At 62.3% G+C, this 25449-nt stretch carries 20 protein-coding genes; 6 read left to right on the plus strand and 14 right to left on the minus strand.

The window, feature by feature from the left end:
* Nucleotides 1–161: 161 nt before the first annotated feature.
* The 3 genes from NKH99_RS00005 to NKH99_RS00015 all read right to left on the minus strand — a co-directional run bounded on the left by NKH99_RS00005 (nt 162) and on the right by NKH99_RS00015 (nt 3391).
* On the minus strand, nt 162–1169 hold the full coding sequence (locus tag NKH99_RS00005; RefSeq protein ID WP_023677347.1) for a magnesium and cobalt transport protein CorA: 1008 nt from the start codon (nt 1167–1169) through the stop codon (nt 162–164).
* Nucleotides 1170–1285: 116 nt separating this feature from the next.
* Nucleotides 1286–2011: a phosphate signaling complex protein PhoU gene (phoU, locus tag NKH99_RS00010; protein WP_023677346.1), complete on the minus strand. Its 726-nt coding sequence runs from the start codon at nt 2009–2011 to the stop codon at nt 1286–1288.
* A gap of 117 nt (nt 2012–2128) precedes the next feature.
* Nucleotides 2129–3391 (minus strand): ATP-binding protein, encoded by a 1263-nt coding sequence (locus NKH99_RS00015; RefSeq protein WP_353011829.1) that lies wholly within the window; start codon nt 3389–3391, stop codon nt 2129–2131.
* A 197-nt stretch (nt 3392–3588) separates the two neighbouring features.
* Here NKH99_RS00015 and ppk2 point away from each other — a divergent pair, with 197 nt between their 5' ends.
* Nucleotides 3589–4491 (plus strand): polyphosphate kinase 2, encoded by a 903-nt coding sequence (ppk2, locus tag NKH99_RS00020; protein WP_352501703.1) that lies wholly within the window; start codon nt 3589–3591, stop codon nt 4489–4491.
* A 24-nt stretch (nt 4492–4515) separates the two neighbouring features.
* Here ppk2 and NKH99_RS00025 read toward each other — a convergent pair whose 3' ends face one another.
* The 3 genes from NKH99_RS00025 to NKH99_RS00035 form a co-directional block, all read right to left on the minus strand.
* Entirely contained in the window at nt 4516–5265 is a 750-nt protein-coding gene (locus NKH99_RS00025) for an enoyl-CoA hydratase-related protein (protein ID WP_023677343.1), read from the minus strand.
* 15 nt (nt 5266–5280) lie between these two features.
* Nucleotides 5281–5919, minus strand: coding sequence for an acyl-homoserine-lactone synthase (locus NKH99_RS00030; protein WP_023677342.1), 639 nt, complete (start codon nt 5917–5919; stop codon nt 5281–5283).
* 97 nt (nt 5920–6016) lie between these two features.
* Nucleotides 6017–6748, minus strand: a complete 732-nt coding sequence (locus NKH99_RS00035; protein ID WP_023677341.1) for a helix-turn-helix transcriptional regulator — start codon at nt 6746–6748, stop codon at nt 6017–6019.
* Nucleotides 6749–7018: 270 nt separating this feature from the next.
* On the opposite strand from NKH99_RS00035, the gene NKH99_RS00040 reads away from it, so the two are divergent.
* A complete protein-coding gene (locus tag NKH99_RS00040; RefSeq protein WP_353011833.1) occupies nt 7019–7870 on the plus strand; it encodes an ABC transporter substrate-binding protein in 852 nt (283 codons plus the stop codon).
* Between the two features lie 14 nt (nt 7871–7884).
* On the opposite strand, the gene NKH99_RS00045 is transcribed toward NKH99_RS00040, so the two are convergent.
* Nucleotides 7885–8295, minus strand: coding sequence for a tellurite resistance TerB family protein (locus NKH99_RS00045; protein ID WP_023677339.1), 411 nt, complete (start codon nt 8293–8295; stop codon nt 7885–7887).
* A 238-nt stretch (nt 8296–8533) separates the two neighbouring features.
* On the opposite strand from NKH99_RS00045, the gene NKH99_RS00050 reads away from it, so the two are divergent.
* The gene (locus tag NKH99_RS00050) at nt 8534–10189 is read left to right on the plus strand and encodes a lysine--tRNA ligase (protein WP_352685723.1); all 1656 of its coding nucleotides are present in this window, start codon (nt 8534–8536) and stop codon (nt 10187–10189) included.
* Here the strand turns inward: NKH99_RS00050 and NKH99_RS00055 are convergent.
* From NKH99_RS00055 to NKH99_RS00085, 7 genes are all read right to left on the minus strand, one after another.
* Entirely contained in the window at nt 10152–10991 is an 840-nt protein-coding gene (locus tag NKH99_RS00055) for a thermonuclease family protein (protein ID WP_353011836.1), read from the minus strand. The two genes, NKH99_RS00050 and NKH99_RS00055, sit on opposite strands and share 38 nt — an antisense overlap.
* Before the next feature lie 11 nt (nt 10992–11002).
* A complete protein-coding gene (locus tag NKH99_RS00060; RefSeq protein WP_353011839.1) occupies nt 11003–11647 on the minus strand; it encodes a S24 family peptidase in 645 nt (214 codons plus the stop codon).
* An 82-nt stretch (nt 11648–11729) separates the two neighbouring features.
* On the minus strand, nt 11730–13949 hold the full coding sequence (locus tag NKH99_RS00065) for a 3-hydroxyacyl-CoA dehydrogenase NAD-binding domain-containing protein (protein ID WP_353011842.1): 2220 nt from the start codon (nt 13947–13949) through the stop codon (nt 11730–11732).
* Between the two features lie 12 nt (nt 13950–13961).
* Complete coding sequence (locus NKH99_RS00070; protein WP_353011845.1) at nt 13962–15170, minus strand: acetyl-CoA C-acetyltransferase; 1209 nt, start codon at nt 15168–15170, stop codon at nt 13962–13964.
* Between the two features lie 32 nt (nt 15171–15202).
* Complete coding sequence (locus NKH99_RS00075; protein ID WP_353011848.1) at nt 15203–16372, minus strand: acyl-CoA dehydrogenase family protein; 1170 nt, start codon at nt 16370–16372, stop codon at nt 15203–15205.
* Between the two features lie 239 nt (nt 16373–16611).
* Nucleotides 16612–18408, minus strand: a complete 1797-nt coding sequence (locus NKH99_RS00080) for an acyl-CoA dehydrogenase (RefSeq protein ID WP_352470099.1) — start codon at nt 18406–18408, stop codon at nt 16612–16614.
* A 236-nt stretch (nt 18409–18644) separates the two neighbouring features.
* Nucleotides 18645–19106 carry a MerR family transcriptional regulator gene (locus tag NKH99_RS00085; protein ID WP_023677331.1) on the minus strand — a complete coding sequence of 154 codons (462 nt, stop codon included), beginning with the start codon at nt 19104–19106 and terminating at the stop codon, nt 18645–18647.
* Between the two features lie 550 nt (nt 19107–19656).
* Between NKH99_RS00085 and NKH99_RS00090 the strand changes: the two genes are divergently transcribed.
* The 3 genes from NKH99_RS00090 to NKH99_RS00100 all read left to right on the plus strand — a co-directional run bounded on the left by NKH99_RS00090 (nt 19657) and on the right by NKH99_RS00100 (nt 25423).
* Nucleotides 19657–23517: a peptidoglycan-binding protein gene (locus tag NKH99_RS00090; protein ID WP_353011852.1), complete on the plus strand. Its 3861-nt coding sequence runs from the start codon at nt 19657–19659 to the stop codon at nt 23515–23517.
* 191 nt (nt 23518–23708) lie between these two features.
* Entirely contained in the window at nt 23709–24632 is a 924-nt protein-coding gene (locus NKH99_RS00095; protein WP_353011855.1) for a sulfite exporter TauE/SafE family protein, read from the plus strand.
* The gene (locus tag NKH99_RS00100; RefSeq protein WP_352455141.1) at nt 24632–25423 is read left to right on the plus strand and encodes a TIGR02186 family protein; all 792 of its coding nucleotides are present in this window, start codon (nt 24632–24634) and stop codon (nt 25421–25423) included. The genes NKH99_RS00095 and NKH99_RS00100 overlap by 1 nt, the downstream gene beginning before the upstream one ends.
* The last annotated feature ends 26 nt before the right edge of the window (nt 25424–25449 follow it).

Below are 25449 nucleotides of genomic sequence, written 5' to 3' on the forward strand. Positions count from 1 at the left end.
TAGTTAGGGGAATAGGGGAGTAAGGCAGTACGGCAGTAGGTGAATTGTAGAGAAGCGCGCTCCAGAAGCGATCGCCTACTGCCCTACTGCCATACTGCCCTACTTCACTACTGCCCTCCTGCCCTAAAGCCCTACTGCCCTACTGCCCTACTGCCCTCGCTTCAAAGCCACCCATTCTTGCGAAACCGCCAGTAAAGAAACGTGCAGATCAGGGCAATTGCCGCCAGGACGGCCGGGTAGCCATATTCCATCCTCAGTTCCGGCATGTCGCTGAAATTCATGCCGTAAATGCCGGCGAATGCCGTCGGCACGGCCAAGATTGCGGCCCATGAGGCAAGCTTCTTGGAGATCGCCGTCTCCTGGCTTTGACCGACCAGAAGGCTCGCCTCGAAGGCGAAGGCGAGAACCTCACGCAGGCTGTCGATCTTTTCCTGGACAGTGCGGATGTGGTCGGTGACGTCGCGAAACAGCGGGTGCATGGCTGTGTGGATTTGCGGCAGATCGGCGCTGGTGAGCCGCCGGCAGACCTCCACCAGCGGCAGGGCCGCATTACGCAGGCGCAAGAGATCGCGGCGCAGCATGTAAAGCCGTTCGATATCGGAGCCGGTCATCGGTTTCAGCAGAACCTTGTCCTCGATCGCCTCGACCTCGTTTTCGATCTGCTCAAGCACCGGCATATAGTTGTCGACGATGAAATCGAGAATGGCGTAGAGGACGAAATCCTCGCCCTTGGCAAGGGAATGCGGGCAGCTTTCCCAATGCTGGCGAACGGCGGCGTAGGAGGTCGACGGGCCATGCCTGACGCTGACGATGTAGCCCGCGCCGACGAACAGATGCGTCTCGCCGAAGGTGACGCGGCTGTCGATCAGCTGCGCCGTGCGGGCAACGATGAACAGGGCATCACCATATTGCTCGATCTTCGGTCGCTGGTGCGGATGCTCGGCGTCCTCGATCGCCAGCTCATGCAGATGGAATTGCGCCTGGACGCGCAGCAACAAATTGCGGTCGGGCTCCAGCAGTCCGATCCAGACCACGTGGCCCGGCTTCCCGGCCCATTCGCCGGCTTCCTCGATCGGAATGTCGGCGATGCGCCGCCCAGCCGTATAGACGCCGCAAGCGATTATACCCGACATCGGCGGCGCAGGAGCAAACTCGCGGACATATTCCATCGCAGCCTCCTGAAGGCGTGGCCTTCATCGCGGAACTGAGAAGTCGGCGCGTCGAAAGCTTAGCGCAATTTTCTGTCGGGTGGCGAATCCGAAATTCGCATCAGTGCTGAGAGAACTCACTTCGCTGGTTGGGTTGCGGGAAGAATAATCTTGTCCGTCTTATCGCCCTTCGGACGATCGGCCGGCATCTGGTCGCCGGTGACGATATAGTAGATCGTCTCGGCGATGTTGGTGGCGTGGTCGCCGATGCGCTCGATGTTCTTGGCGCAAAACAGGAGATGTGTGCAGGGCGTGATGTTGCGTGGGTCTTCCATCATGTAGGTCAGCAATTCGCGAAACAGAGAGGTGTACATGGCGTCGATCTGGTCGTCGCGGTCGCGCACGAAACCGATTTTCTCCACCGACCGCGACGCATAGACGTCGAGTACTTCCTTGAGCTGGGTCAGTGCCAGATTGGCCAAAGCCTCGAGGCCGCGGAACAGGCTGTTCGGCTGGCGCCCGTCTGCGACGGCAACCACCCGCTTGGCGACGTTCTTGCCGAGGTCGCCTACCCGTTCGAGGTCAGCCGAGATGCGGATCGCGCCGACGATCTCGCGCAGATCCGTCGCCATCGGCTGGCGTTTGGCGATGATGATGATCGCCTTGTCGTCGATCTCGCGCTGTCCCTCATCCAGAACTAGGTCGTCCCGAATGACTTTCTGGGCAAGCCCCGGATCCGCATTGACCAGCGCCGCGACCGCCTGCTCGACCATGCGCTCGGCATGCCCGCCCATCGCAGCGATGCGCTTCGACAGATATTTCAGCTCCTCGTCATAGGCGCTGACGATATGCACGGACTGCATGGACGAAATGCCTTCCCGGGATCTCGTGGTTGAGTCGTTCCCTCGAATCCCCGCTGATACGCTAGCCGGATGACAGAAAAAAGAAACGGCCCATTATGTGCTAGAGATAGTACTACGTTAGCGAGCCGGCAAATGGACCGTGAACGCCGCACCCTTGCCGATCTCCGACCTGATGGAGAGTCTGGCGTTGTGGCGGGTCAGGATATGCTTGACGATGGACAGGCCAAGGCCGGTGCCCTTCTGGGTTCGGCTGTTCTCGACGTCGACGCGGTAGAAACGCTCGGTGATGCGCGGGATGTGCTCTTCGGGGATGCCGGGGCCGAAATCCCTGATGGTGACGTCGATGCCCGGTTCGGGATCGCTGTCGCTGCGTATGATCGACACCACGACACGTCCGCCCGACTGACCATATTTGCAGGCGTTTTCCAGCAGATTTTCGAAGACCTGGAAAAGCTCGTCCCGATCGCCGGCCACGTCGAGCGGCCCTTCCGCGAAATCACGCTCGATGACGACGCCGTTTTCCTTTGCGAGCGGCCCAAGCGAATCGATGACGCTGTCGATGGCCTGGCGCACGTCGACCTCGGTTCCCGGCTTGAGATAGGGCTTCATCTCCAGGCGCGACAGCGACAGAAGGTCGTCGATGAGGCGCGCCATGCGGCTGGTCTGGTTCTGCATGATCTGCAGGAACTGCTCGCGCGCCGCGGGGTCGTTGCGGGCCGGCCCGCGCAGCGTCTCGATGAAGCCGGCGATCGAGGCGAGAGGCGTGCGCAGCTCGTGGCTGGCATTGGCAATGAAGTCGGCACGCATTCTGTCGATCCGGCGCGCCTCACTCTGGTCCTTGAACACCAGCACGTAGAGATCCGTGGCATGGCCGACTGAAGACGCGCTCACCCGATAGGCTCGTTCGACCGGCAGCTTTTCTATGTAGTCGACGCTGTCCGAAGCGACGTTGCCCGCCAACATGCTATCCAGCAAGGCCTGCATTTCCGGCGCGCGGAATTTCAGCGACAGCGACATGCCGGGGGCAATCCCACCGAAGGCGGCAAAGGCAGCGGCGTTGGCGTGGACGATGGCGGCGGAGCGATCGAAAATGATCAGCGGATCGGCAACCGCCGCCGCGAGATATTCGCCGGAAAGTTGTTGCACGCCCGACTCGATGGCCGCGGCATTTTCGGTCGATTGGCGGGCGATGCCGGCCGGCAGCATCGCAGCGGCAACCAGCACGGCGCCAGCCAGCAGCACCACATAGCCAGACATGCCGGCAAAACCATAGACCATCAGAACCGCAACGAGACCGGCCGCCAGCAGCCAGCGGCTGTTCCACAGCCGCATGGCGACGGTTTGCGCCCTGCCTCTCCGCTCTGTGCCGATGTCGGCCATTTGCGCTCCGTCTGCGGCCACTTCAAGAACTTCTTGCTGGACCGGCGCTAGAGCGCAGTGCGTCCAATTGGGCGCACAAAGGACGCTCTACCTCTTTATCTGCTGCATCGTTCTTTCCGAAAATCGATTCCGATTTTCGGGCCGATGCAGTAAGGCTCCCAATAGCACGAGTCCGGAAGCTGGAAAGGTTCGCCTCGATGAAAAACGCCAACGAAAGCCCCGCCGCACCCTCATCGGGGCCGCTGAAGATCATGATCGACGGCAAGGAGAGGGCGTTCGACATCGAGGCCCCCGCGCTTCCCGACTGGGTCGAGGACCGCAAGCTCACTGCCGGCGGTTACCCTTACGACAAGAAGATGAAGAGCGAGGAGTATGACGAGAGGCTAGAGAAGCTGCAGATCGAGCTGGTCAAGGCGCAGGCGTGGCTGCAGTCGACGGGCAAGCGGGTAATGTCGCTGTTCGAGGGGCGCGACGCTGCCGGCAAGGGCGGCACGATCTTCGTTTTGCGCCAGTATCTGAACCCTCGCACGGCGCGCAACGTGGCGCTGACCAAGCCAACGCCCACCGAGCTTGGACAATGGTACTTCCAGCGCTACGTCGACCACTTCCCGACGTCGGGCGAATTCGTCACCTTCGACCGCTCCTGGTATAACCGCGCCGGCGTTGAACCGGTGATGGGATTCTGCACGCCCGAGCAGCACGAGCAATTTCTGGACGAGGTTCCGCATTTCGAGCGGATGATTCGCAACGAGGGCATACATTTCTTCAAATTCTGGCTGAACATCGGCCGGGAAACGCAGCTCGAGCGATTCCACGACCGCCGCTGGAGCCCGCTGAAGAGCTGGAAGTTTTCGCCAATCGACATCGCCGGCATCAGCAAATGGGACGAATACACCAAAGCGCGCGACCTGATGGTCGAGCGCACGCACAAGGAGTTCGCGCCCTGGATCATTGTGCGGGCGAACGACAAACGGCGCGCGCGGCTGGCCGTCATGCAGCGCATTCTCCTTTCGCTTCCCTATGACGGCCGCGACCTCGACGTCATCGGCAAGGAGGACAAGAAGATCATCGGCGAAGGGCCGACTTTCCTCGAAAAATAAGCTCACCTCATCGATACGCGGCTCTCATGCCGCCAGCCGGGCAATCCGCTGCAGTCGCTTCAGCGTGGTGTCGTCCTGCAGCGCCTGCTGGAAAAGCGAGATCTCCTGATCGATGCGGTCGCAGAGCGCGCCGGTGTCGCCCCTAAGCAGGTCGCGCGTCTGTAGCAGCGCCGCGACAGGCTTCTTGGCGAGTTGCCTGGCTCTTGCCAACGTGGCTTCCTCGACGCTGCCGTCCGTCACGATCTCGCCGACAAGGCCCAGTGCCCTGGCATCTTCGGCGGCGAGCGTGTCGCCCAGGCAGAAGAAGCGGAACGCCCCGGCATAGCCGAGCTTCTGCGGCGCCAGAATGCTGGTCGCCGCGTCCGGCACCAGGCCGAAATCGACGAACGGCACCCGAAACGTGCTCTTGCTCGAGGCGATCACCATGTCGCAGTGGAACAGGATGGTGCAACCGACGCCGACGGCGTCGCCGTCGACACAGGCAAGGACCGGTTTCGGAAACGTCGCCAGCGTGCGGAACATATCGGTGACGGCGGCGATCAGTCGCCGATGTTTGGTGGCGTCGAGAAATTCGGAGAAATCGGCACCGAGGCAGAAGCACCCGGCCAAGCCGCGCAGGACCACTACGCGGACGTCGTCGTCGACAGCGGCTTCGTGGAATGTCCTGGCCAGGCTTTCATAGGCCCGCCTGTCCAGCACCGGGCGGCCGTCACCCGACGATACCGTGACGATCAGCGTGTGATTGCGGAATTCTGCTTTTGAGTGAACGTTCATGGCCTCTCTCCAATCTCACGAGGCGCGTCTCTGTCCGAGCATGTCCGGGTACCCTCTGGCCAGCACCGGCGCAAAGTGGTTGCGGCGCGAACGCACCACGTCGAGCGTGTGCTCGTTGAAGGTGAGCAGTGTGGCAACCACCTGCTGGTTGCCATAGGTACGCTGGTAACCGAGCGGCGTTGCCAGGAAATGCAGCTGCAGCGCGCGAAGCACCCACATCGGCTCGAATTCGATGATCACCTGGTTGACGTTGCGCTTCAGACCCCACTCGACGAAGCCGGCGATCAGCTCGGTGCCGACCGTCGACACGCCGCGCCGACCGTCGCGGAATCCCGGCGCAACCGCATAGCGGGTCAGTTCATAGACATTCGGGCCCGACGGTGGGGTTCCCTCATAAAGGTCCGCCAGCACATCGGTTAGAAGATGGGCCCGGGTTGTCGGCAACATCCGCTGATAACCGGCGAGCTCGCCATTGCGGATGACGATCTGGTGCACTGCCTCGTCGTGGTCGAATTGATCGATCTCGAGGCCATCAGGGCGCTGCAGATCGGTCCATCCCATCTCTTCGACGAAAACTCTGTAACGCAAACGATGAACTGCCTCCCAGAGGTCGGGCCGTTCCATCAGTTCCTGGGTTGTGAGGGAAAAAAGCATTTGCCGTCTCCTAGTTTCAATAGGAAGATACGGCCGTGCTTTCCCAAAAAAATTACGCGATCACGCAAGCAAGAATTTCTAGGCCGGCGCGGCCGACCTAGTTAATATAGCCGCGCCTTATCGCTTCCGCGACGGCCTGGACCCGGTTGACGGCACCGAGTTTGCTTTTGGCGTTAAGAAGGTGTTTCTCTGACGTGTGTTCCGAAATGCCGAGAATTTGTGAAATCTCCCATTCGGACTTGCCAACAGCAGCCCATTGCAGGCATTCGCGCTCACGCGGCGTTAATTCGACATGATCGATGGTTTTGCCCGCCATGGTGTGGAGCTGCATTGCGCGGCCAATCGCATAAGTCGAGACCAGCGACACCAACCCGAACTCGGCGCTCGACAATTCGACAGCCTCGCCGCCTAGCGACACCATGACGATCTGGCCATCGAGCGTGATTAGCGGGAAGGCCAACCCGTCGCGCAGCTTGAATTCGCCGGCATCGCCCATCACCTCGCCGCCGCTCTTGCCGATGCGGATGCCCTGAGATGCTTCCCGCCACTGGAATGGCGCTTGAAGCTGCTTCATGTGGCTGACGACGGGGTCGTGATCGACGTAGTTGCGCGCGACGTAGCGCTCAAGCCATTCAGCCGGCCAGTCGCAGAGCAGCACATGGTCCTTTTGCTGGTTTCTCGGTGTGCCAGGTTGCGGAACCGTCCCGGCCATCAGCGCCGTCAGCCCGAACCCGCTTGTTACCCCCAGCAGCTTTTCGCAGACGGCGGCGGCTGTGCCGGCGTGCTGCAACTGATCTATCAACTCCAGCGTACGATCGAAATGACCCATCGCAACATCTACCCCATGTTGCCTTCCGCTCTTGAGGCCAATGGCAGTGATCAACCCGCACCACGCCACCAACCCCGGACTGCAAAGCTGCCTCCCCTGTGCGTCCTACTGCTCCTCTTCAGCCGGCATCACGCAGTCACTTGCAAACTCACTAAACAATATCCCTAAATTGCAATGATGAAACCAAAAACCGTCGCACCTGTGTTTTTTTCGTACAAAAACCTGTTATTTCGTACGAAAGCCGGGGCAAGACCCGGACGGAGTCGTCGCGTGGCGTTTCGGCGCATATCCATTTCATTGATCTCGATATTGATCGGAGCGCAATCGCTTGCGGTTGCTGCGCTCGCCGCGGAGCCGCAGGTGCCGGTGTTCTGGGACGCCAAGGAGCGGCTGCCAAAGCCGGACCTTTCGATGCTGCCGCGGCTGCGATTCCTGACCACCACGGATTTCCCGCCGTTCAATTTCCTCGATGGGGCAGGCCGGCTGTCGGGCTTCCATGTCGACCTGGCGCGCGCCATCTGCGCCGAGCTCGGCGTTGCCGAAAAATGCCAGATCCAGGCGCTGCCCTGGGCCGAGCTCGAAGGTGCGCTCGGGAAAGGCGAGGGCGAAGCGATCATTGCCGGCATCGCCGCGACGCCGGAGTCGCGGTCGAAATACGCATTTTCACGCTCCTACCTGCAATTTCCGGCCCGCTTCATCATGCTGAAGACACAGGCGCTGACCGAACCAATGTTCGACAAGCTGCGCAGCAAGCGTGTCGGCGTGATCGCCGGCTCCGCGCACGAGCGGGTGCTGCGCGATTATTTCGGCGACGTCCAAATCGTCCCGTTCGCAAAGCCGGAGGAGCTTTATGGCGAGCTGAAAGCCGGCAAGATCGACGCCGCCTTCGGCGACGGCATGCGTTTCGCCTTCTGGCTCGGCGGTTCGGATGCAGCGGGCTGCTGCCGCTTTGCCGGCGGCCCCTATCTGGCGCCCGAATATCTCGGCTCAGGCATGGCAATCGCCACCAGGGCCGACGATCCGGCACTGGCCGCCGCTTTCGACTACGCGCTGCAGGAAATCTCGGTGAAAGGCACGTTCGCCGAGTTCTATCTGCGCTATTTTCCCGTCAGTTTTTTCTGAGCTTGGCCGCCGGCTCAGGTCAGCGTGCGAAGGCGGGCCTTGGCGGCTCGCGCAATGGCGGCGACCGTCAGCGCATCGAGGTCGAGTTCCCGGCGGACGAGCTGCAGAACGCGTACCTCCTCCAGGCGCATTTCGAGATCGACAGCTGCGACCTCGAAGGCGGCGGCATAGGCGGTGTCACGCAGGCGTTCGGGCAGCGCCTCGGCGACGCGCGCCAGGACGCCCTCCAGCCCATCCTTTTCATGCAGCATTTTCTGGCAGGCCTGGGCGACCTCGACCAGCCGCTCCTGGTTGAAATCCTCAAACACCGGCCAGGATCGAACGACGTCGCCGATCCGTGCCAGTTCGACGTCGGTCATGTCGCGGTCTGACGCCGAGGTGATGACCATCAGGTAGATCATGGCTTCGTGTGGCGACAATGGCATTTACAACTCCTTGAGATGGTCCCGAAGTTAGGAACGAGGGACCGGCGCCGCAAGGAAAAACAGCCGCGATCGTTGGCGCTCCGATCACGCCTTGGAAGTTGATCCATCCTGACTATCGGGACGGGGGCTTCTTGCCTGATCACGGTCCTGCCCGAAAACCGGGTTCCACTTTTCGGGATCATGGTCTAGAGCATGCGGCTGCCGGCATCGATGCTGGCAACGTTGCAGGAATAGCATCATGGCCGAACAACAGCCGATCGATCTCAGCCCGGAAGTCCTCGCCGCCGCCGCCGAAAGCAAGGCGTGGCCATTCGAGGAAGCGAAAAAGATCGCCGCCCGCTACGCGAGCAGCGGCTACCCGGAAACGGTGCTGTTCGAGACCGGCTACGGCCCGTCCGGCCTGCCGCACATCGGCACGTTCGGCGAGGTGGCGCGCACATCTATGGTGCGCCACGCCTTCCGCGTGCTGACTGAAGACAAGGTCAAGACGCGGCTGCTGTGCTTCTCCGACGACATGGACGGATTGCGCAAGGTGCCTGACAATGTGCCTAACAAGGACATGCTGCGCGCCTACCTCGGCAAGCCGCTGACCAGGATACCGGACCCGTTCTCCAATGAGTATCCGTCCTTCGGCGCCGCCAATAACGCACGGCTGCGCACTTTCCTCGACCGTTTCGGCTTCGATTACGAATTCGCTTCCTCGACCGACTATTATACTTCTGGCCGCTTCGACGCGACGCTGCTCAAGATGCTCGAGCGCTTCGATAAGGTGATGGCAATTATGCTGCCGTCGCTGCGCGAGGAGCGGGCGCTGAGCTATTCGCCCTTCCTGCCGATCCATCCCAAGACCGGCATCGTCATGCAAGTCGCGATCGACGAGCGCAAGCTCGACGCCGGCACCATCGTGTGGCGCGACCCGGACACCGGCGAGCGCTTCGAGACGCCGGTGACCGGCGGTCATGCCAAGCTGCAATGGAAGCCAGATTGGGCGATGCGGTGGGCAGCACTCGGCGTCGATTACGAGATGTCCGGCAAGGATCTGATCGATTCCGTCAAGCTCGCCGGGCAGATTTGCCGCGCGCTCGATGCTCCGGCACCGGAGGGCTTCAATTACGAGCTGTTCCTCGATGAGAACGGCCAGAAGATCTCGAAGTCGAAGGGCAATGGGCTGACCATTGACGAGTGGCTGACTTACGCGCCGACCGAGAGCCTTAGCCTTTATATGTTCCAGCGCCCGCGAACCGCGAAGAAGCTCTATTTCGACGTCATCCCGAAGGCGGTAGACGAATATTACACGTTCCTCTCTGCCTATCAGAGGCAGGACTGGAAGGAGCGGCTGGGCAATCCGGTCTGGCACATGCATGACGGCAATCCCCCGGCAGTCGACCTGCCGGTTCCGTTCTCGCTGCTGCTCAACCTGGTCAGCGCCTCGAATGCGCAGAACAGGGACGTGCTGTGGGGTTTCATTTCGCGCCACGCGCCGGGTGTGACGCCGACAACCCATCCCGAGCTCGACCGGCTGGCCGAATATGCCATCCGCTATTTCGACGATTTCGTGAAGCCGGCGAAAGTGTACCGTGCTGCCGACGCGGTCGAGCGCGAGGCGCTGACCAAGCTTTCGGTAGCGCTCGCCGCGCTGCCGGCTGATGCCGACAGCGAGGCAATCCAGAACGCTGCCCTCAATGTTGCGCGCAAGATCGAGCGCTACCAGGACCATTCCAAGCAGAGCCCGGAGGGCGGACCCGGTGTCTCCGTCGCCTTCTTCCAGATGATCTATCAGGTGCTGATAGGTCAGGAACGCGGACCGCGCTTCGGCTCCTTCGCCGCGCTCTACGGCATCGCCGAAACGCGCGAGCTCATTCAGCGGGCGCTGGCTGGTCAACTGGCGGCATGAGGACGCCGTCTTGCTCCTCCAGGATCGAGCTAGGCGCTACAGGCGCGGATCGCGACGCAGCAGCCGGGAGCGGCGGCAGGCCTGAAACGCTCGGCGCCGGCCCGAAGACGCCTTTTTTTGCTGCACGCGCCTTCTCGCCGGCTTCTGCGTAAGGGCCGCCCTTGGCGGCGCGCGCCCAGCCATTTTCGACCAGCCATTGGCCGATATCCTGATTGCCGATCCGGCACTCGGCGGCGATCAGATCACGACCGCCTTCGGGCGGCACGGCACAGACCACCGCACGACTGCGGAGAAAGGCGCGGAAGGCCGTTCGCGCCCGAATGCCGCAATTCCACGACTCGCCGCCGTCGGTGCAAGTCTCCTCCTGCTTGACGATGTCGATACCGGAAACCGCAATCGAATAGCCGTTTGCTTCGATGACCCCGGCGGCCGACGCGACGGGCTGGAATAGTTTCGTGCCTTTCCAGTCGTCGGGCATTTTCGTTTTTGGCGGCTTGGGCGGTCCGGCCAATGCCAGATCGCTCAACGGGGCGCGCGGCTCTATCCGTTCAACCTCGTTGGAACCCGGTTGCGGCGGCACCACGATTTCTGGATCGATTGCCCTCGAATGCGCCGCCTGCTTGGCCGGAACTGGTTTCGGGATGGCCGACGTAGCCGGCGCGGCGGGCTGAGGTTCAGCGCCGACCTGGATTTGCTCCCAGGGGCCGCCGCCTTCGCTCTGGACGGCGCGGCCGCCGGCGACAATTGCCGTGGCCATCGCCGGGATCGCCAGAACAGCCAAGGCAAGGTGAGGCAGACGCACCGGCCCCGCGCCTACTGGCTTGCCCAGACAATCCGCGCCACCCATTCGATATTGTGCATGGGGATGTCGCGGTCCGGGTGATCGGGATTGAGGGAGACCAGCGCGATCGACCTCGGTGTCTGGCGGTCGAGCACCTTGGCCATCACCTCGCCGGCATTGGTCTTGACGACGACGCGATCACCCTTTCGTATGGTAGCCCCTGGCTCGACGATCAGGACATCGCCATTGCGATAGAGCGGCAGCATGGAATCGCCCTGGACCTTCAAGGCATAGGAGGTTTCGGTTGCCCGTGCCGGAAGCTCGATAAGGTCCCATCCCTGCCCCGCTGGGAACCCGGCGTCGTCGAAGAAGCCACCGGCGCCCGCCTGGGCGAAGCCGAGCAGCGGCACCGACGATCTCTGCGCAGGTAGTGCGCCGGAACTACCCCGACCCTCGACCAGCCCCGCAAATTCATCCAGCGAGGCGCCGGTCGCCTCGATGATCTTGGCCAGCGATTCGGTCGACGGCCAGCGCGGCCGTCCATCTGAGGACAGCCGCTTCGATTTGTTGAAGGCGGTCGAGTCGAGGCCAGCGCGCCTGGCCAGTCCAGAGGCCGAAAGCGAATAACGCTCGGCAAGAGCGTCGATGGCGGCCCAAACGCGGTCGTGCGAGAGCACCTTGCTCTTCCTTCGAAACAGGAAAAAATACCTTCCCTGTTCTACCCCTTGGCCGCCATCTTGTCCACCGCCGAAGACGGCGTCAGGCTGCCTCCTTGGCCTCGTCCCTGGTATAGGGATCGAAGCGCTCGTAGAAGGTCTCGCCCTTCTCGGCCATATCAAGCAGCAGCTTCGGCGCCTTGAACTCGGTGCCGTATTTCTTCTGCAGGCGCTTGGCGATTTTGACGAATTTCTTAGCGCCGATGCCGTCGATGTAGGACAGTGCACCGCCTGTATAGGGCGCGAAGCCGAAGGCCAGGATCGAGCCGACATCGGCCTCGCGTGGGTCGGTAACGATGCCCTCTTCCATCACCCGTACCGCCTCAAGCGCGATGGTGACCAGCAGCCGCTGCTTCAGTTCCTCATAATCAACCTGCTCCGGCGCCAGCTGCGGATAGAGATCCCTGAGACCTGGCCACAGCTTCTTCTTGGCCGGTTTTGCCGGATAGTCATAGAAGCCCTTGCTGTTCTTGCGGCCCAAGCGACCATGCGTGTCGACCATCGTGTTGATCAGCGCCATCTGCTTCGGATCGACCGCCTTGTCGCCGAGATCGCGCATGGTCTGCTTCATGATCTTCTGGGCAAGGTCGATCGCGGTCTCGTCGGTCAACGCCAGAGGACCGACCGGCATGCCGGCGGCTTTCGCCGCATTCTCGATCATCGGCGCCGGAACACCTTCGATCAGCATCTTGTAGGCTTCCGACATGTAGCGCAGTACGCAGCGATTGACGTAAAAACCGCGCGTATCGTTGACAACGATCGGCGTCTTCTTGATGGCGCGGACGAAGTCGATCGCGGTGGCCAGCGCCTTGTCGCCGGTCTTCTTGCCGAGGATGATCTCGACCAGCATCATCTTGTCGACCGGCGAGAAGAAGTGGATGCCGATGAAATTCTTTGGCCGCGCCGAATTCCTGGCCAGCGATGTGATCGGTATGGTCGACGTATTCGAGGCGAAGATCGCCGACTGCTTGAGCACAGCCTCGGCCTGTTCGGTGGCATCCTTCTTGACGGCCGAGTCCTCGAACACCGCCTCGACCACAAGATCGCAGCCGGCAAGATCCGCGTAATCGGCCGTCGGCGTGATCAGCGACAGCAACCGATCCTTGTCCTGCGGCTTGGCACGGCCCTTCTTCACCTGATCCGAGATAAGGGTCTCGGAATGCCCCTTGCCCTTGGCGGCGGACTCCATGTCACGGTCGAGCAGCACCACCGGAATGCCGGCCTTGGCCGTGACATAGGCAATGCCAGCGCCCATGAAGCCGGCGCCGAGTACGCCGATCTTCTTGAACTTCGTTTCCGGCACACCGGCCGGGCGGCGCGCGCCCTTGTTCAGTTCCTGGAGCGACACGAACAGCGAACGGATCATCGCTGCCGCTTCCCTGGTCTGCATAATCTCGGTGAAATAGCGTTGCTCGATCCGCAGGGCGGTGTCGAACGGCACCAACAAGCCCTCGTAAACGCATTTCAGGATGGCGGCAGCGGCGGGATAATTGCCATAGGTCTCTCGGCGCAGAATGGCGATGGCCGGCGGCCACAGATTGGCACCGGCCACCGAATAGATCGGGGCGCCGGGCAGCTTGAAGCCCTTTTCATCCCATGGCGCCACCGGTTTCAAGCCGTTCTTGATCATCGCCTTGGCGGTTTCGACCAGCTTGTCCGGCTCGGCAAGCTCATGGATCAGGCCCATCGACTTGGCCTTCTGAGGCAACAGCGTCTGGCCGGACGTCAGCATTTGCAGCGCCTGCTGCTGGTCGGTCAGCCGTGGCACGCGCTGGGTGCCGCCAGCGCCCGGAAAAATGCCGATCTTCACTTCGGGAAGCGCCATCCTCACTTTGTCTGAATCGGCCGCGACACGGCCATGGCAGGCGAGCGACAATTCGAACGCGCCGCCCATGCATGTGCCGTTGATCGCCGAAACCCATGGCTTTCCGGAAGTTTCCAGCTTACGGAACAGGCCGTTCATGGTGCCCGCATTGTCGAACAGCGCCTTGGTCGCCTTCTCCGGGTCCTTCGCCTTGTCGGCGGCGAAGGTCGCCAGCATCTTCTGCAGCATGGTGATATCGGCGCCGCCCGAGAACGTATCCTTGCCGGAGGTGATCACCGCGCCCTTTATCGCTCCATCGCTCGCCACTTTGTCGACGATGGTATTCAGTTCGAGCATCACCTCCTCGGTGAAGACGTTCATCGAACGGTCCGGCATGTCCCAGGTGACCAGCGCAATGCCGTCGGCGTCAATGTCGAGGGTGAAATTGGTGTAGCTCATCATCTCTCTCCGTCAGACGCGTTCGATGATCGTTGCGGTGCCCATGCCGGCGCCGATGCAAAGCGTCACCAGCGCGGTGTTGAGGTCGCGGCGTTCCAATTCGTCCAGTACCGTACCGAAGATCATCGCACCGGTGGCGCCGAGCGGATGGCCCATGGCGATGGCACCACCATTGACGTTGATCCGATCATGCGGAATGTCGAATGCCTGCATGTAGCGCAGCACCACCGAAGCGAAGGCCTCGTTGAGCTCGAACAGGTCGATGTCCGACAGCTTTATCTTCGCCCGCTTCAACAGCTTCTCGGTGACGTCGACGGGGCCGGTCAGCATCAGCACGGGTTCGGAGCCGATGTTGGCGAACGCACGGATGCGTGCGCGCGGCTTGAGGCCGAGCGTCTTTCCCGCCTTTTTCGAGCCGAGCAGCACGGCCGCCGCGCCATCGACGATGCCGGAGGAATTGCCGGCATGGTGGACGTGGTTGACCTGTTCCACCTCGGGATGCTTCTGCACGGCGACGGCGTCGAAGCCGCCCATTTCGCCGGGCATGACAAAGGACGGATTGAGTGCGGCTAGCGACTGCATGTCGGTCGAGGGCCGCATATGTTCGTCGTGGTCGAGGATGGTCAGGCCGTTCTGGTCCTTGACCGAGATCACCGAATTCTTGAACCGGCCCTCGCCCCACGCATTGGCAGCACGCTTCTGGCTTTCGACCGCGTAGGCATCGACGTCGTCGCGCGAAAACCCGTATTTGGTGGCGATCAGATCGGCCGAGATGCCTTGCGGCACGAACCAGCCGGGCAGGCCGACCGACGGGTCCATGAACCAGGCGCCGCCGGAGGCGCCCATGCCGACGCGCGACATCGATTCAACGCCACCGGCAATGACGATCTCGTCGGCGCCTTGCGCGATCTTGGCGGCGCCGAAATTGATGGCGTCGAGGCCCGAGGCGCAGAAACGCGATATCTGCATGCCAGGCGCCTTGGTGTCGTAGCCGGCCTCGAAAGCAGCAGCACGTGGAATGACCGCACCCGCCTCGCCAACCGGATCGACACAGCCGAAGATGATGTCGTCGACGGTACCGGTGTCCAGCCCGTTGCGGTCGCGGATGGCCTCGAGCACCTTAGCGCCGAGCCGCACCGCCGGCACTTCGTGCAGAGAGCCATCCTTCTTGCCCCTGCCGCGCGGCGTGCGCACGGCATCATAGACATAAGCTTCGGCCATTTTCCTGCTCCTTGGGTTTGCCGAAAAGTCGCTCAGAGCGAGCGCCCGATCAGCAATTTCATGATCTCGTTGGTGCCGCCGTAGATGCGCTGGACGCGGGCGTCGCGGAACATGCGCGCAATCGGATATTCATTCATGTAGCCATAGCCGCCATGCAATTGAAGGCATTCGTCGACGACTTTTCCTTGCAGGTCTGACAGCCAGTATTTGGCCATCGAAGCGGTCACCGGGTCGAGGCCGCCGTTAATGTGGCGGGCAACGCAGTCATTATAGAAGACGCGGCCGATGGTCGCCTCGGTCTTCAATTCGGCAAGCTTGAACTGGGTGTTCTGGAATTCGATGATGGCCTTGCCGAAGGCCTTGCGCTCCTTGACGTAGTCGATGGTAAGCGCCAGCGCCCGCTCGACCATGGCAATAGCAGTGGTGCCGATCTGCAGCCGCTCCTGCGGCAATTGTTGCATCAACTGGACGAAGCCCTGGCCTTCGTGGTTGCCGAGCAGGTTCGAGGTCGGCACACGTACGTCGTTGAAGAACAGTTCCGACGTGTCGTTGGCCTTGAGGCCGATCTTGTCGAGGTTGCGGCCGCGCTCGAAACCCTCCAGCTCGTCGGTCTCGACGACGATCAGCGAGATGCCCTTGGCGCCCTTCTCAGGATCGGTCTTGGCAACGACGATGATGAAATTGGCGAGCTGGCCGTTGGTGATAAAGGTCTTCGAGCCGTTGAGCTTGTACTGGTTGCCGTCCTTTTCGGCGCGCGTCTTGACGCCCTGAAGGTCGGAGCCCGCACCGGGCTCGGTCATGGCGATGGCGCCGATCAGCTCGCCGCTCGCCAGCCTCGGCAGCCACTTCTTCTTCTGCTCCTCCGAGCCGTAGTGGAGGATATAGGGGGCAACGATCGAATTGTGCAGGCCAATGCCGAACCCGTCGACGCCGACATGGCCGATCGCCTCGATAATGGCGCTCTCATGCGCGAAGGTGCCGCCCGATCCGCCATATTCCTCCGGCATCGAGGCGCACAGCAGGCCGGCAGCACCCGCCTTCAGCCAGCTCTCGCGGTCGACCATTTCGTTCTTCTCGAACTCGTCGTAACGCGGCGCGATCTCTTCCGACATGAAGCGGTGCGCCATGTCGTAAAGCATGCCGACCTCGTCCGCCGCCCAGGCGGGCTTGGGAAGGCCAAGGATTTCGGCGGGGTGGGTCATGGTTTCTCCCTCGCGCCGACGTTCCCCTCCCCCTCGAGGGGAGGGTGGCCGCGAAGCGGCCGGGTGGGGTCGCCGATGACTTGCTCGACCTTATCTTTTACAACCTGCGCCATGTGCCACGGCATTGCGATCATTTTCCTCACAGGGCATGCACCAGAATGGAGGTCGGCGCACTGCACGCAGGACCCCTCCCGGCCCTTCGGGCCACCCTCCCCTCGAGGGGGAGGGGAACGCCGAAGCTAGAACGCTTCCGCCGGCAGTGCCATCAATGTGTCGGCACCGCTGGAGATGCGGGCAAGATGCGCCGACGTCTCCGGCATGATCCGCTCTATGAAGAAGCGCGCCGTCACCAGCTTGTTGTCGTAGAAAGACGAAGCGCCGTCGGCGCCATTCGCCAATTTCGCTGCGGCCACCCTGGCCATCTGCGCCCACATATAGCCCAGCGCCACCAGGCCGAAGAGATGCATGTAATCGGTCGAGGCGGCACCGGCGTTATCGGGCTTGGCCATGCCGTTCTGCACCAGCCACATCGTCGCCGCCTGCAGATCGTTGAGGCCCTTTTTAAGCGCCTTGGTGAAGGGCGCCATCGTCTCGTCGGTGCGGTTTTCCTCGCAGAACTCTCCGACTTCCTTGAAGAAAGCCTGGACCGCGCGGCCGCCATTCAAGGCCAGCTTGCGGCCGACGAGGTCGAGCGCCTGGATGCCGTTGGCACCCTCATAGATCATGGCGATGCGCGCATCGCGGACGAACTGGCTCATGCCGTGCTCTTCTATATAGCCGTGGCCGCCGAAGACCTGCTGCGCCATTACCGCATGATCGAACCCCTTGTCGGTGAGCACGCCTTTGACCACCGGCGTCATCAGGCCGGTGTAGTCGTCTGCGACCTGGCGATCTTTGTCGTCTCCGGAGCGGTGAGCGATGTCGGACTTGATCGCCGTCCACAGCGCCAGCGCGCGGCCGGCCTCGTTGAAAGCCTTCATGGTCATCAGGCTGCGGCGGATGTCCGGATGGACGATGATCGGATCGGCCTTCCTGTCCGGCGCCTTCGGCCCTGACAGCGAGCGGCCCTGCAGACGATCCTTGGCGTAGGAAACCGCATTCTGATAGGCGACCTCCGATAGCGAGAGGCCCTGCAGGCCGACGCCAAGCCGCGCCTCATTCATCATGGTGAACATTGCTTTCAGCCCGCCATTGGCCTCGCCGAGCAGCGTGCCTTCAGCGTCGTCGTAATTCATGACGCAGGTCGAGTTGCCATGGATACCCATCTTCTGCTCGATCGAGCCACAGGAGACGGTGTTCTTCTCGTCCGGATTGCCTGAGGCATCGAGCTTGAGCTTCGGCACGATGAACAGCGAGATGCCCTTCACGCCATCCGGCGCGCCCTCGATACGGGCCAGCACAAGGTGGACGATATTGTCCGACATGTCATGCTCGCCGGCAGAGATGAAGATCTTCTGACCGGAGATCCTGTAGGTGCCGTCGCCATTTGGGACGGCCTTGGTGCGCAGCAAGCCAAGATCGGTTCCGCAGTGTGGCTCGGTCAGGTTCATGGTGCCGGTCCAGGCGCCCTCGACCAGCTTCGGCAACCATGTTGCCTTCTGCTCTTTGGTGCCATGGGTGATGATCGCAGCGATCGCGCCTTGCGTCAGGCCGGCATACATCATCAGCGACATATTGGCCGACACCATGTATTCGGCAACCGCAGTGTGCACCGCGTAGGGCAAGCCTTGCCCGCCAAACTCGACAGGTGCCGCGAGCCCCATCCAGCCGCCTTCGCGATACTGGTCGAAAGCTTCCTTGAAGCCTTTCGGCGTCGTTACCGAACCGTCGTCATGGCGCATGCAGCCTTCCACGTCGCCAACGCGGTTCAGCGGCTGCATCACGTTTTCGGCGAGCTTCGCGCCCTCGGCAAGGATGGCCTCGAGCACATCCGGTGTGGCGTCGGAAAATCCGGGAAGATTGGAATAACGCTGATATCCCAGCACTTCGTTCAGCACGAACAGCGTGTCCCGGACCGGCGCTCTGTAGATCGGCATGCGTTTCCTCCACCATGCGGTCTTGGCCCCGAACTCAGCCCCAGCATATGAGGATGGCAGACGGACCAACGTTGTGGTCGAGATAACAAATATTGACGTTTGCGTAAACGTCAATTCTGCGCTGCGGCAAATTTTCTCCCGCGCGCCAGGACGACAAACGACAAAGCGCGGCAAACGACGAAGAACCGCGCAGCGAAAGCCGCGCGGCTCCTATTCGTCACAAATCGAAGCTTAGTTTAGCTCGCCACACTGGCCTGCGGCGTCGAGCGCTCGATCAGCATTTGCCGGACGGTCGACATCGAAGCACTCAGTTCGCTGATGGCATCGTCGATCAGTGCCCGCTGCTTCTGCAGGCGGGCAAGCTGCTTCTCCGACTTGTCGAGCGCCAGCCGCAATTGCTTGGTGTTGGAGCCGTTCGGATCGTAGAGGTCCATCATCTGCTTGACGTCACGCAGCGAGAACCCGACCTTGCGGCCAAGCAGGATCAGCTTCAGCCGGGCCCTGTCGCGGCGTGTATAAAGACGGGTCGAGCCGTCGCGCTGCGGGTTGAGCAGACCCTTGTCCTCGTAGAAACGCAGCGTACGCAGCGTCACTCCGTATTTCTTGGCCATTTCGCCGATGCGGACAAGCTCTTCACCGGCTTCGCTCGACATATCGTTGGTGTTGGCCGCGGCTTGGCCGGGCGAAATAAGTTTCATGGTCACTGGCTTTCCCCGTCTGGTGGCATCGCGGTCGCCGACCTTGCGTCGCCTGAGTGAAAGCGGGGGCGTGCTTCCACTCGTGGTTTCAACAAACAAATCGCAAACGGCGTAATCCGCTCATTTACGTTTACGTCAATTCTATATCGATAGCCGCCTCAGCACGCAAGAGTGTTCTGGTCTTGCAACTTTATGCCGCAGCACCAGCGGACAACCTAAAAGGTCGTTGCCGATTTCGGGAGCGATCATGCGGCTGATCAAAATTCTACAACGTCTTTTGCGCGTTCAAAAAAGACACCCGCGCCGTCGGCAGCCAGCCGACAAAGTTGCAACTTCTTAAGCTTGGTTAACGCGTTGTTTACCACGTTGGGGCGAAATGTGCGCATGTCGGTTACCCGTGTCTATCCTGTACTGAATTTTTCACGGTTTTTCGGAGCGCGGATGAGACCGGGAAGCTCGTCTTCCACTGCAACAAGCCAAGCAGTCGCCTTCGTCCCGGCAGGACTTTGGGAACCTGGTGAAAGCCAGCAATTCTGAAACGGGCGCATTGATGAACAGCAAGCGGTCCTACCTCGATACACTCAACGCCGGCAGGCAACGCCGGCCGCACACGACGCTTGAAGAGCTCAACCGCTCCCTGGAAACTCTGGAGCAGCGGCTGGAGCGGACGCGCGAGGAGACGGCAAGCCACGCCGATCCGCGCCGACCAGCGGCAGAACCACGCTATCCCAGCGCCCAACCCTATGGCCAGCAGCGCCGGTATGAGGATCCACGCGCGCAGCGGCCGAAAGGTCCAGCAGCGGCTTTCGACCAGAATTACCAGGCGATCGCCCGCGATATCGACCGGGTGCGGGGCCAGGAGGACGGCGTCGCCCTAGCCGGCAAGATCGCCGGCGAATTGCGCGGCCTGCGCGAAGAGTTGCGCCAGCAGATGACCTCCGGCCTGCAACGCGAGTTCGAGGTACTGCGCAAGAATATTGAGCGAGCCTTCCAGTCAAATGGCGGCGGCAAAGGCAGCGCCGAACTCAGCGTCGAATTCGAGCGGCTTTCCGGCGCCATCCAGACACTGGCCGAAAAAAGCGACGACAGAAGCGTCAATATGCTGCGGCTCGAGCTTGAGCAGGTCAAAGCCGCGCTCGATACGCTGGCGCGCGAGGAGAGCGTGCAGGCGGTCGGACGCCGCTGGGACGATTTCGACCGCCGCTGGAACGCTTTCGAGGATCGCGTCGAGGCCGATCAGCGCAAGCATTCCGATGCACCCGGCCTGTCGGCGCTAACGGAGCGGCTCGAACAGATCAGCAATGCCGTCAGCAATCTGCCGGAATCGCTGTCGCTGCGCTCGCTCGAGGAAAAGGTCCGCACGCTTGCCGGAGCGGTCGACCATTTCGCCCGCCAGCAGGACAATCGCGGCGGCGACACATTCAGTCAGATCGACGAGCGGCTCGACGAGATTTCCCGCGCGATCGTCGCCTCGACGGTTGCCGCGCAAGCCAATTCGTTCGACCCCGAGCCCTTCGAACGCATCGAGAAGCGGATCGATTCACTGGCCCAGCAAATCGAAGAAGTGTCGCAGGATCGTCCGGGTCGGGAGGTCATCGACCGTCTCAACACATTGTCGAGCCGCGTGGATGAACTGGCCGGCCGAGCCAATCTGCCGGAACAGGCGATGGAGCGCCTTGCCAGGCAAGTCGCGCTTATTGCCGACAAGATCGACCACGCACCTGCCATGCCGGACGCCGACTACATCTTCCAGGGGCTCGAGCAGCGCTTCGACGTGCTGTCCAGCATGATGGAACGTCGCCAGGGCGACGCAATCGAACAAGGCAACATGCTGTTTCGCGACCTTGAGCGCCGGTTGGACGAGGTCGCCGACAGGCTGGACCAGCGCATGCCGCAGGTCGATAGCGCCGGCATTATGGATGCCATCGACGCCCGCTTCACCGCGCTGGCCAAGCGGATTGAGACGCGCGTTCCAGATCCCGCCAACGAGGCGGCGATCCGTGGCCTGGAGAGCCGGCTCGAAGACATCTCAAGCCGGCTGGATTCGTCCGCGGCACAGGTCGCCAGCATCGACCCGGCGTTGATCCGCAGCCTTGAAGCGCAGGTCGCCGGCCTGACGGCGCATCTTTCCAAGCCCGGCACGCCGCTGCCGGAATTCGACGACATCAGCCCGCGTCTCAACGAAATCGAGAAGTCGCTGGCCGGAACCCGCGATTCCATCCTCGGCGCGGCGCGCGAGGCGGCTGAGAGCGCCGTCCGCTCACTGGCCGGATCAAGCGCCAACACGGCGGCCGTTACCGGCCTCGCCCAGGACCTGAAGACGCTCGAGGCACTGACGCGCCGTTCGGACGAGCGCAATTCGAGAACGTTCGAGGCTATCCACGATACGCTGCTCAAGATCGTTGACAGGCTTGGTTCATTGGAGACGGGTGAACCGGCAAGCGCGGAGTTGAGCAAGCGTTTCGGCCGGCCATCCAAGATCTCGGTGCAGGACGCACCGTCGATGGACCTCGACCAGCCGCTGCCGTTGACGGGCAGCATGGCCGATCTCGACGGCCGCGCCGCGGCGCTCGTGCGCGACGAGCCAGGTCCGCGTACGCCAGCCGAGGCCGCCGCCGCAGCAGCCCTGGCGGCTCTCGGTTCAGACACGACGCGTGAAAAAACCGAGCAAGGCGGCGGCAGGAAATCGATGTTAGGCGGGCTGGCGCGCGCCTTGAAGGGCAAGAAGGACGCCGAGATGCCGCCGCTTGCAGGCTCGGCGCAGAGCGCCGAGGTACCGAGCGTCGATCTCGACGAGCCCCTCGACCCCAAGCTCGCCAACCGGCCACTGGAACCCGGCTCCGGCGCACCCGACCTCAGCGCCATCATGAAGCGCGTGCGCGACGAGCGCGGGCAGCCGACCCGGGAAGGCGGCGCTGAGGCGGCGAAATCGGACTTCATCGCGGCAGCCAGACGGGCTGCGCAAGCGGCGGCCGCCGAGGCGGACGCCCTCAAGCGCCAGTCGACGATGAAAGGCCCGGTCAAGGCACTCAGGATCGGCGACCTGCTCAAGGCGCGGCGCAAGCCGATCCTGATGGGGGCAATCGCCATCATGCTGGCGCTTGCCGGCCTGCAACTGGGCAAAGCCTTCTTCTCCGACCCGGTCGAAGTCACCGACAATGAGGCGGCACCGGCCGTGGCCGTACAGCCGGCGGAAACCGCTTTGGCCAGCGTTGCCAGCGAGCCGAAGGCGGACGCGCAGACGACAACACAGGAGAGCGCGCCGTCGCCCACCGTCAGGCAGGCAGAGCCATCCGCATCGATAACCAAGGACGACACGGCGGCGCAAACCGGCCCCGCTATACCGGCAGCCGAGACATCGACGGCGCCCTCGGCTTCCGCGGCGCCCGCTGACCTGGCGGCGCAAGACACCGCGGCCGCAGTGCCCGCGCCGGCAGCGGCGACGGCCAGCGACGCCGAGCCAATGGCTGCCGCGCCTGCTATAGCCACCGCTGCGACGCAGGACACGACCGGCACGGTGCCGCCGGCGGATGCTGCCGCGGCAGGCGTTGCCAAGATCGACGTTCCGGCCGATGCCGGCCCGGCCGCCCTGCGCGATGCAGCGGCCGGCGGCGACGCCAAAGCGCTGTTCGAGATCGGCTCGCGCTACGCCGAGTCTCGCGGCGTCAAAGAAGACATGGCGGCGGCGGCCAAATGGTATGAGAAAGCTGCCGAACTCGGTTTCGCACCGGCAGAATACCGCATCGGCAATTTCTACGAGAAGGGCATCGGCGTCGCACGCGACATCAAGAAAGCGAAAACCTGGTACCAGCTTGCCGCAGCGCAGGGCAATGCCAGCGCGATGCACAATCTTGCCGTGCTGTTTGCGATGGCGGCGGATGGCGTGACCGACAATGAATCGGCAGCGCGCTGGTTCGAGGCGGCGGCGGATCTCGGTGTCAAGGATAGCCAGTTCAATCTCGGCATCCTCGCGGCAAAGGGCGTCGGCATGAAGCAGAACCTCGAGGAGAGCTACAAATGGTTCGCACTCGTCGCCAAGACCGGCGACAAGGATGCGGCGGCCAAGCGCGACGAGATCGCCAAGGCGCTGAGGCCCGAGCAGCTGGAGCGTGCGCGGGCCGCGGCTGAACTGTGGAAGGCCAAGCCGCTCGATCCAGCCGCCAATTCGGCCGACGTTCCTGAATCGTGGCAGGACGGCACACCGCAGACGACCGCCGGCATCGACATGAAGAAAGCGGTCCAGAACATCCAGCGCATTCTCAACAAGAACGGCTACGAGGCCGGCAATCCCGACGGCATGATGGGCCAGAAAACCAAGAACGCGATCATGGCCTTCCAGGCCGACAACGATATGAAGGCAACCGGCGCGATCGACGAAAAGCTGGTCAAGGCGCTGCTTGCGCGTAAATAACGGCGGATGCGTCGTTTCCGCGACGCCCTTGCCACAGATTTGCCTGTTAACTGATTGAGTTGTTTTTTGTTTCGGCGGTGCGGCGAAGTTTGACTTCACGGCCCGGCCGGCGCAAGAACGAGATAGCCTTCTGACGCAAAATGCCCGCAACGGTTGCATTCGCCAGGAGGCAAACTGATCGAGACTGACGGGTGGGCATCTATCTCCCGATCGCGGAAATTTCCGTCAACATCTTCGTGCTGCTGGCCATGGGTGCGGCGGTGGGTTTCCTGTCGGGCATGTTCGGCGTGGGCGGCGGCTTTCTCATTACGCCGCTGCTGATCTTCTACAACATACCGCCGGCAATCGCGGTCGCCACCGGCGCCAACCAGGTCATCGCTTCCTCCTTCTCCGGCGCCCTGTCGCACATGAAGCGCGGCACGCTCGACTTCAAGCTCGGCGGCGTGCTTTTAGCCGGCGGCATCGTCGGCTCGACCGGTGGCATCTATGTCTTTGCGCTCCTGCGCCGGCTCGGCCAGCTCGACCTGTTCATCTCGCTGCTCTACGTCGTGCTGCTCGGCACCGTCGGCGGACTGATGCTGGTCGAGAGCGTCAATGCGCTGCGCGCCACTCGCAGCGGCGCCGCACCGGTGTTGAAGAAATCCAGCCAGCATAATTGGATCCACCGCCTGCCGCTGAAGATGCGGTTCAGGGCCTCGAAGCTCTTCGTCAGCGTCATTCCGGTGCTTGGGCTGGGCGCGGCGATTGGCTTCCTGTCCTCGATCATGGGCGTCGGCGGCGGCTTCATCATGGTGCCGGCCCTGATCTACCTTTTGAAAGTGCCGACCAACGTCGTCATCGGCACCTCGCTGTTCCAGATCATCTTCACCTCGGCTTACACCACGCTGGTCCACGCCACCACCAACCAGACGGTCGACGTCATGCTCGCCTTCCTGTTGATGGCAGGCGGCGTCGCCGGCGCGCAATATGGCGCCAAGGCTGGTCAGAGGCTGCGGGGCGAGCAACTCAGGGCGCTGCTGGCGCTGCTCGTGCTGGCGGTAGCCATCCGGCTTGCCATCGATCTTTTCGTCACGCCGCCCAATCTCTATTCTCTGTCCGGCGTGGGCCTGAGCTGATGGCCGGCCTAAGGACGCTCGCGGCCGCCGCCTTGCTGTCGCTGCTGGCTGCTGCGCCACCGGCGAAGGCGCAGGCGCCACTAACCGAAAACATCCAGATCGGCCTTTCCACCGACAATGTCTCGATTACCGCCGGCTTTTCCGGCGCCGACCTGACCATTTTCGGCTCACTGGAAAATGCCGATCCGCTTGTCGCGCGGCAAGGGCGCTACGACGTGATCGTCGTGCTGGAAGGCCCGGCTCGGCCGGTCGTCGTGCGCCGCAAGGACCGGGTGCTCGGCGTCTGGGTCAATCTGGAGTCGGAGACCTTCAAAAACGTACCTGTCTCCTATTCGGTGGCGACGACGCGGCCGCTGCAGGACGTCACCGATCCGAACAGCTACAAGCAGCTGTCGCTTGGCGCCTCCAACCTCTATTTGCAGCCGGCCGACGCGGAGGACAGCCCGGCGACAATCGAGGAGTTCACCGCCGCGCTGCGCGAACGCAAGGCGGCGACCGGCCTCTACAGCGAGAATGTCGGCGGTGTGCAGTTCCTGTCGCAGAACCTGTTCCGCGCCACCGTCAGGCTCGCCCCAAACGTTCCGGTCGGCACCCATAAGGCCCGCGCCTTCCTGTTCAAGAGCGGCTTGTTCATCAAGGAAAGCTCCGCCCAGCTCGAAATCCGCAAGTCCGGTTTCGAACAGTCGATCTTCCGCGTCGCGCACGACTATTCCTTCCTCTACGGTGTCTTTGCCGTATCGCTGGCCATGCTGACCGGCTGGCTCGGAAGACTGGTGTTCAGGAAAGACTGAACTCTCGTAAAAGTGGTTTCCCTTTC

The sequence above is a fragment of the Mesorhizobium sp. M0854 genome, assembly GCF_040319815.1.
In the GTDB taxonomy this organism is placed as follows: domain Bacteria; phylum Pseudomonadota; class Alphaproteobacteria; order Rhizobiales; family Rhizobiaceae; genus Mesorhizobium.

Bases quoted from the DNA above. Each gene is read 5' to 3' on its own strand.
- NKH99_RS00005 (WP_023677347.1), bottom strand. From the start codon at position 1,169: ATGGAATATGTCCGCGAGTTTGCTCCTGCGCCGCCGATGTCGGGTATA.
- NKH99_RS00050 (WP_352685723.1), top strand. From the start codon at position 8,534: ATGGCCGAACAACAGCCGATCGATCTCAGCCCGGAAGTCCTCGCCGCC.
- NKH99_RS00045 (WP_023677339.1), bottom strand. From the start codon at position 8,295: ATGCCATTGTCGCCACACGAAGCCATGATCTACCTGATGGTCATCACC.
- NKH99_RS00080 (WP_352470099.1), bottom strand. From the start codon at position 18,408: ATGCCGATCTACAGAGCGCCGGTCCGGGACACGCTGTTCGTGCTGAAC.
- NKH99_RS00015 (WP_353011829.1), bottom strand. From the start codon at position 3,391: ATGGCCGACATCGGCACAGAGCGGAGAGGCAGGGCGCAAACCGTCGCC.
- NKH99_RS00035 (WP_023677341.1), bottom strand. From the start codon at position 6,748: ATGGGTCATTTCGATCGTACGCTGGAGTTGATAGATCAGTTGCAGCAC.
- NKH99_RS00065 (WP_353011842.1), bottom strand. From the start codon at position 13,949: ATGAGCTACACCAATTTCACCCTCGACATTGACGCCGACGGCATTGCG.
- NKH99_RS00075 (WP_353011848.1), bottom strand. From the start codon at position 16,372: ATGACCCACCCCGCCGAAATCCTTGGCCTTCCCAAGCCCGCCTGGGCG.
- NKH99_RS00100 (WP_352455141.1), top strand. From the start codon at position 24,632: ATGGCCGGCCTAAGGACGCTCGCGGCCGCCGCCTTGCTGTCGCTGCTG.
- NKH99_RS00085 (WP_023677331.1), bottom strand. From the start codon at position 19,106: ATGAAACTTATTTCGCCCGGCCAAGCCGCGGCCAACACCAACGATATG.
- ppk2 (WP_352501703.1), top strand. From the start codon at position 3,589: ATGAAAAACGCCAACGAAAGCCCCGCCGCACCCTCATCGGGGCCGCTG.
- NKH99_RS00070 (WP_353011845.1), bottom strand. From the start codon at position 15,170: ATGGCCGAAGCTTATGTCTATGATGCCGTGCGCACGCCGCGCGGCAGG.
- NKH99_RS00090 (WP_353011852.1), top strand. From the start codon at position 19,657: ATGAACAGCAAGCGGTCCTACCTCGATACACTCAACGCCGGCAGGCAA.
- NKH99_RS00030 (WP_023677342.1), bottom strand. From the start codon at position 5,919: ATGCTTTTTTCCCTCACAACCCAGGAACTGATGGAACGGCCCGACCTC.
- NKH99_RS00025 (WP_023677343.1), bottom strand. From the start codon at position 5,265: ATGAACGTTCACTCAAAAGCAGAATTCCGCAATCACACGCTGATCGTC.
- phoU (WP_023677346.1), bottom strand. From the start codon at position 2,011: ATGCAGTCCGTGCATATCGTCAGCGCCTATGACGAGGAGCTGAAATAT.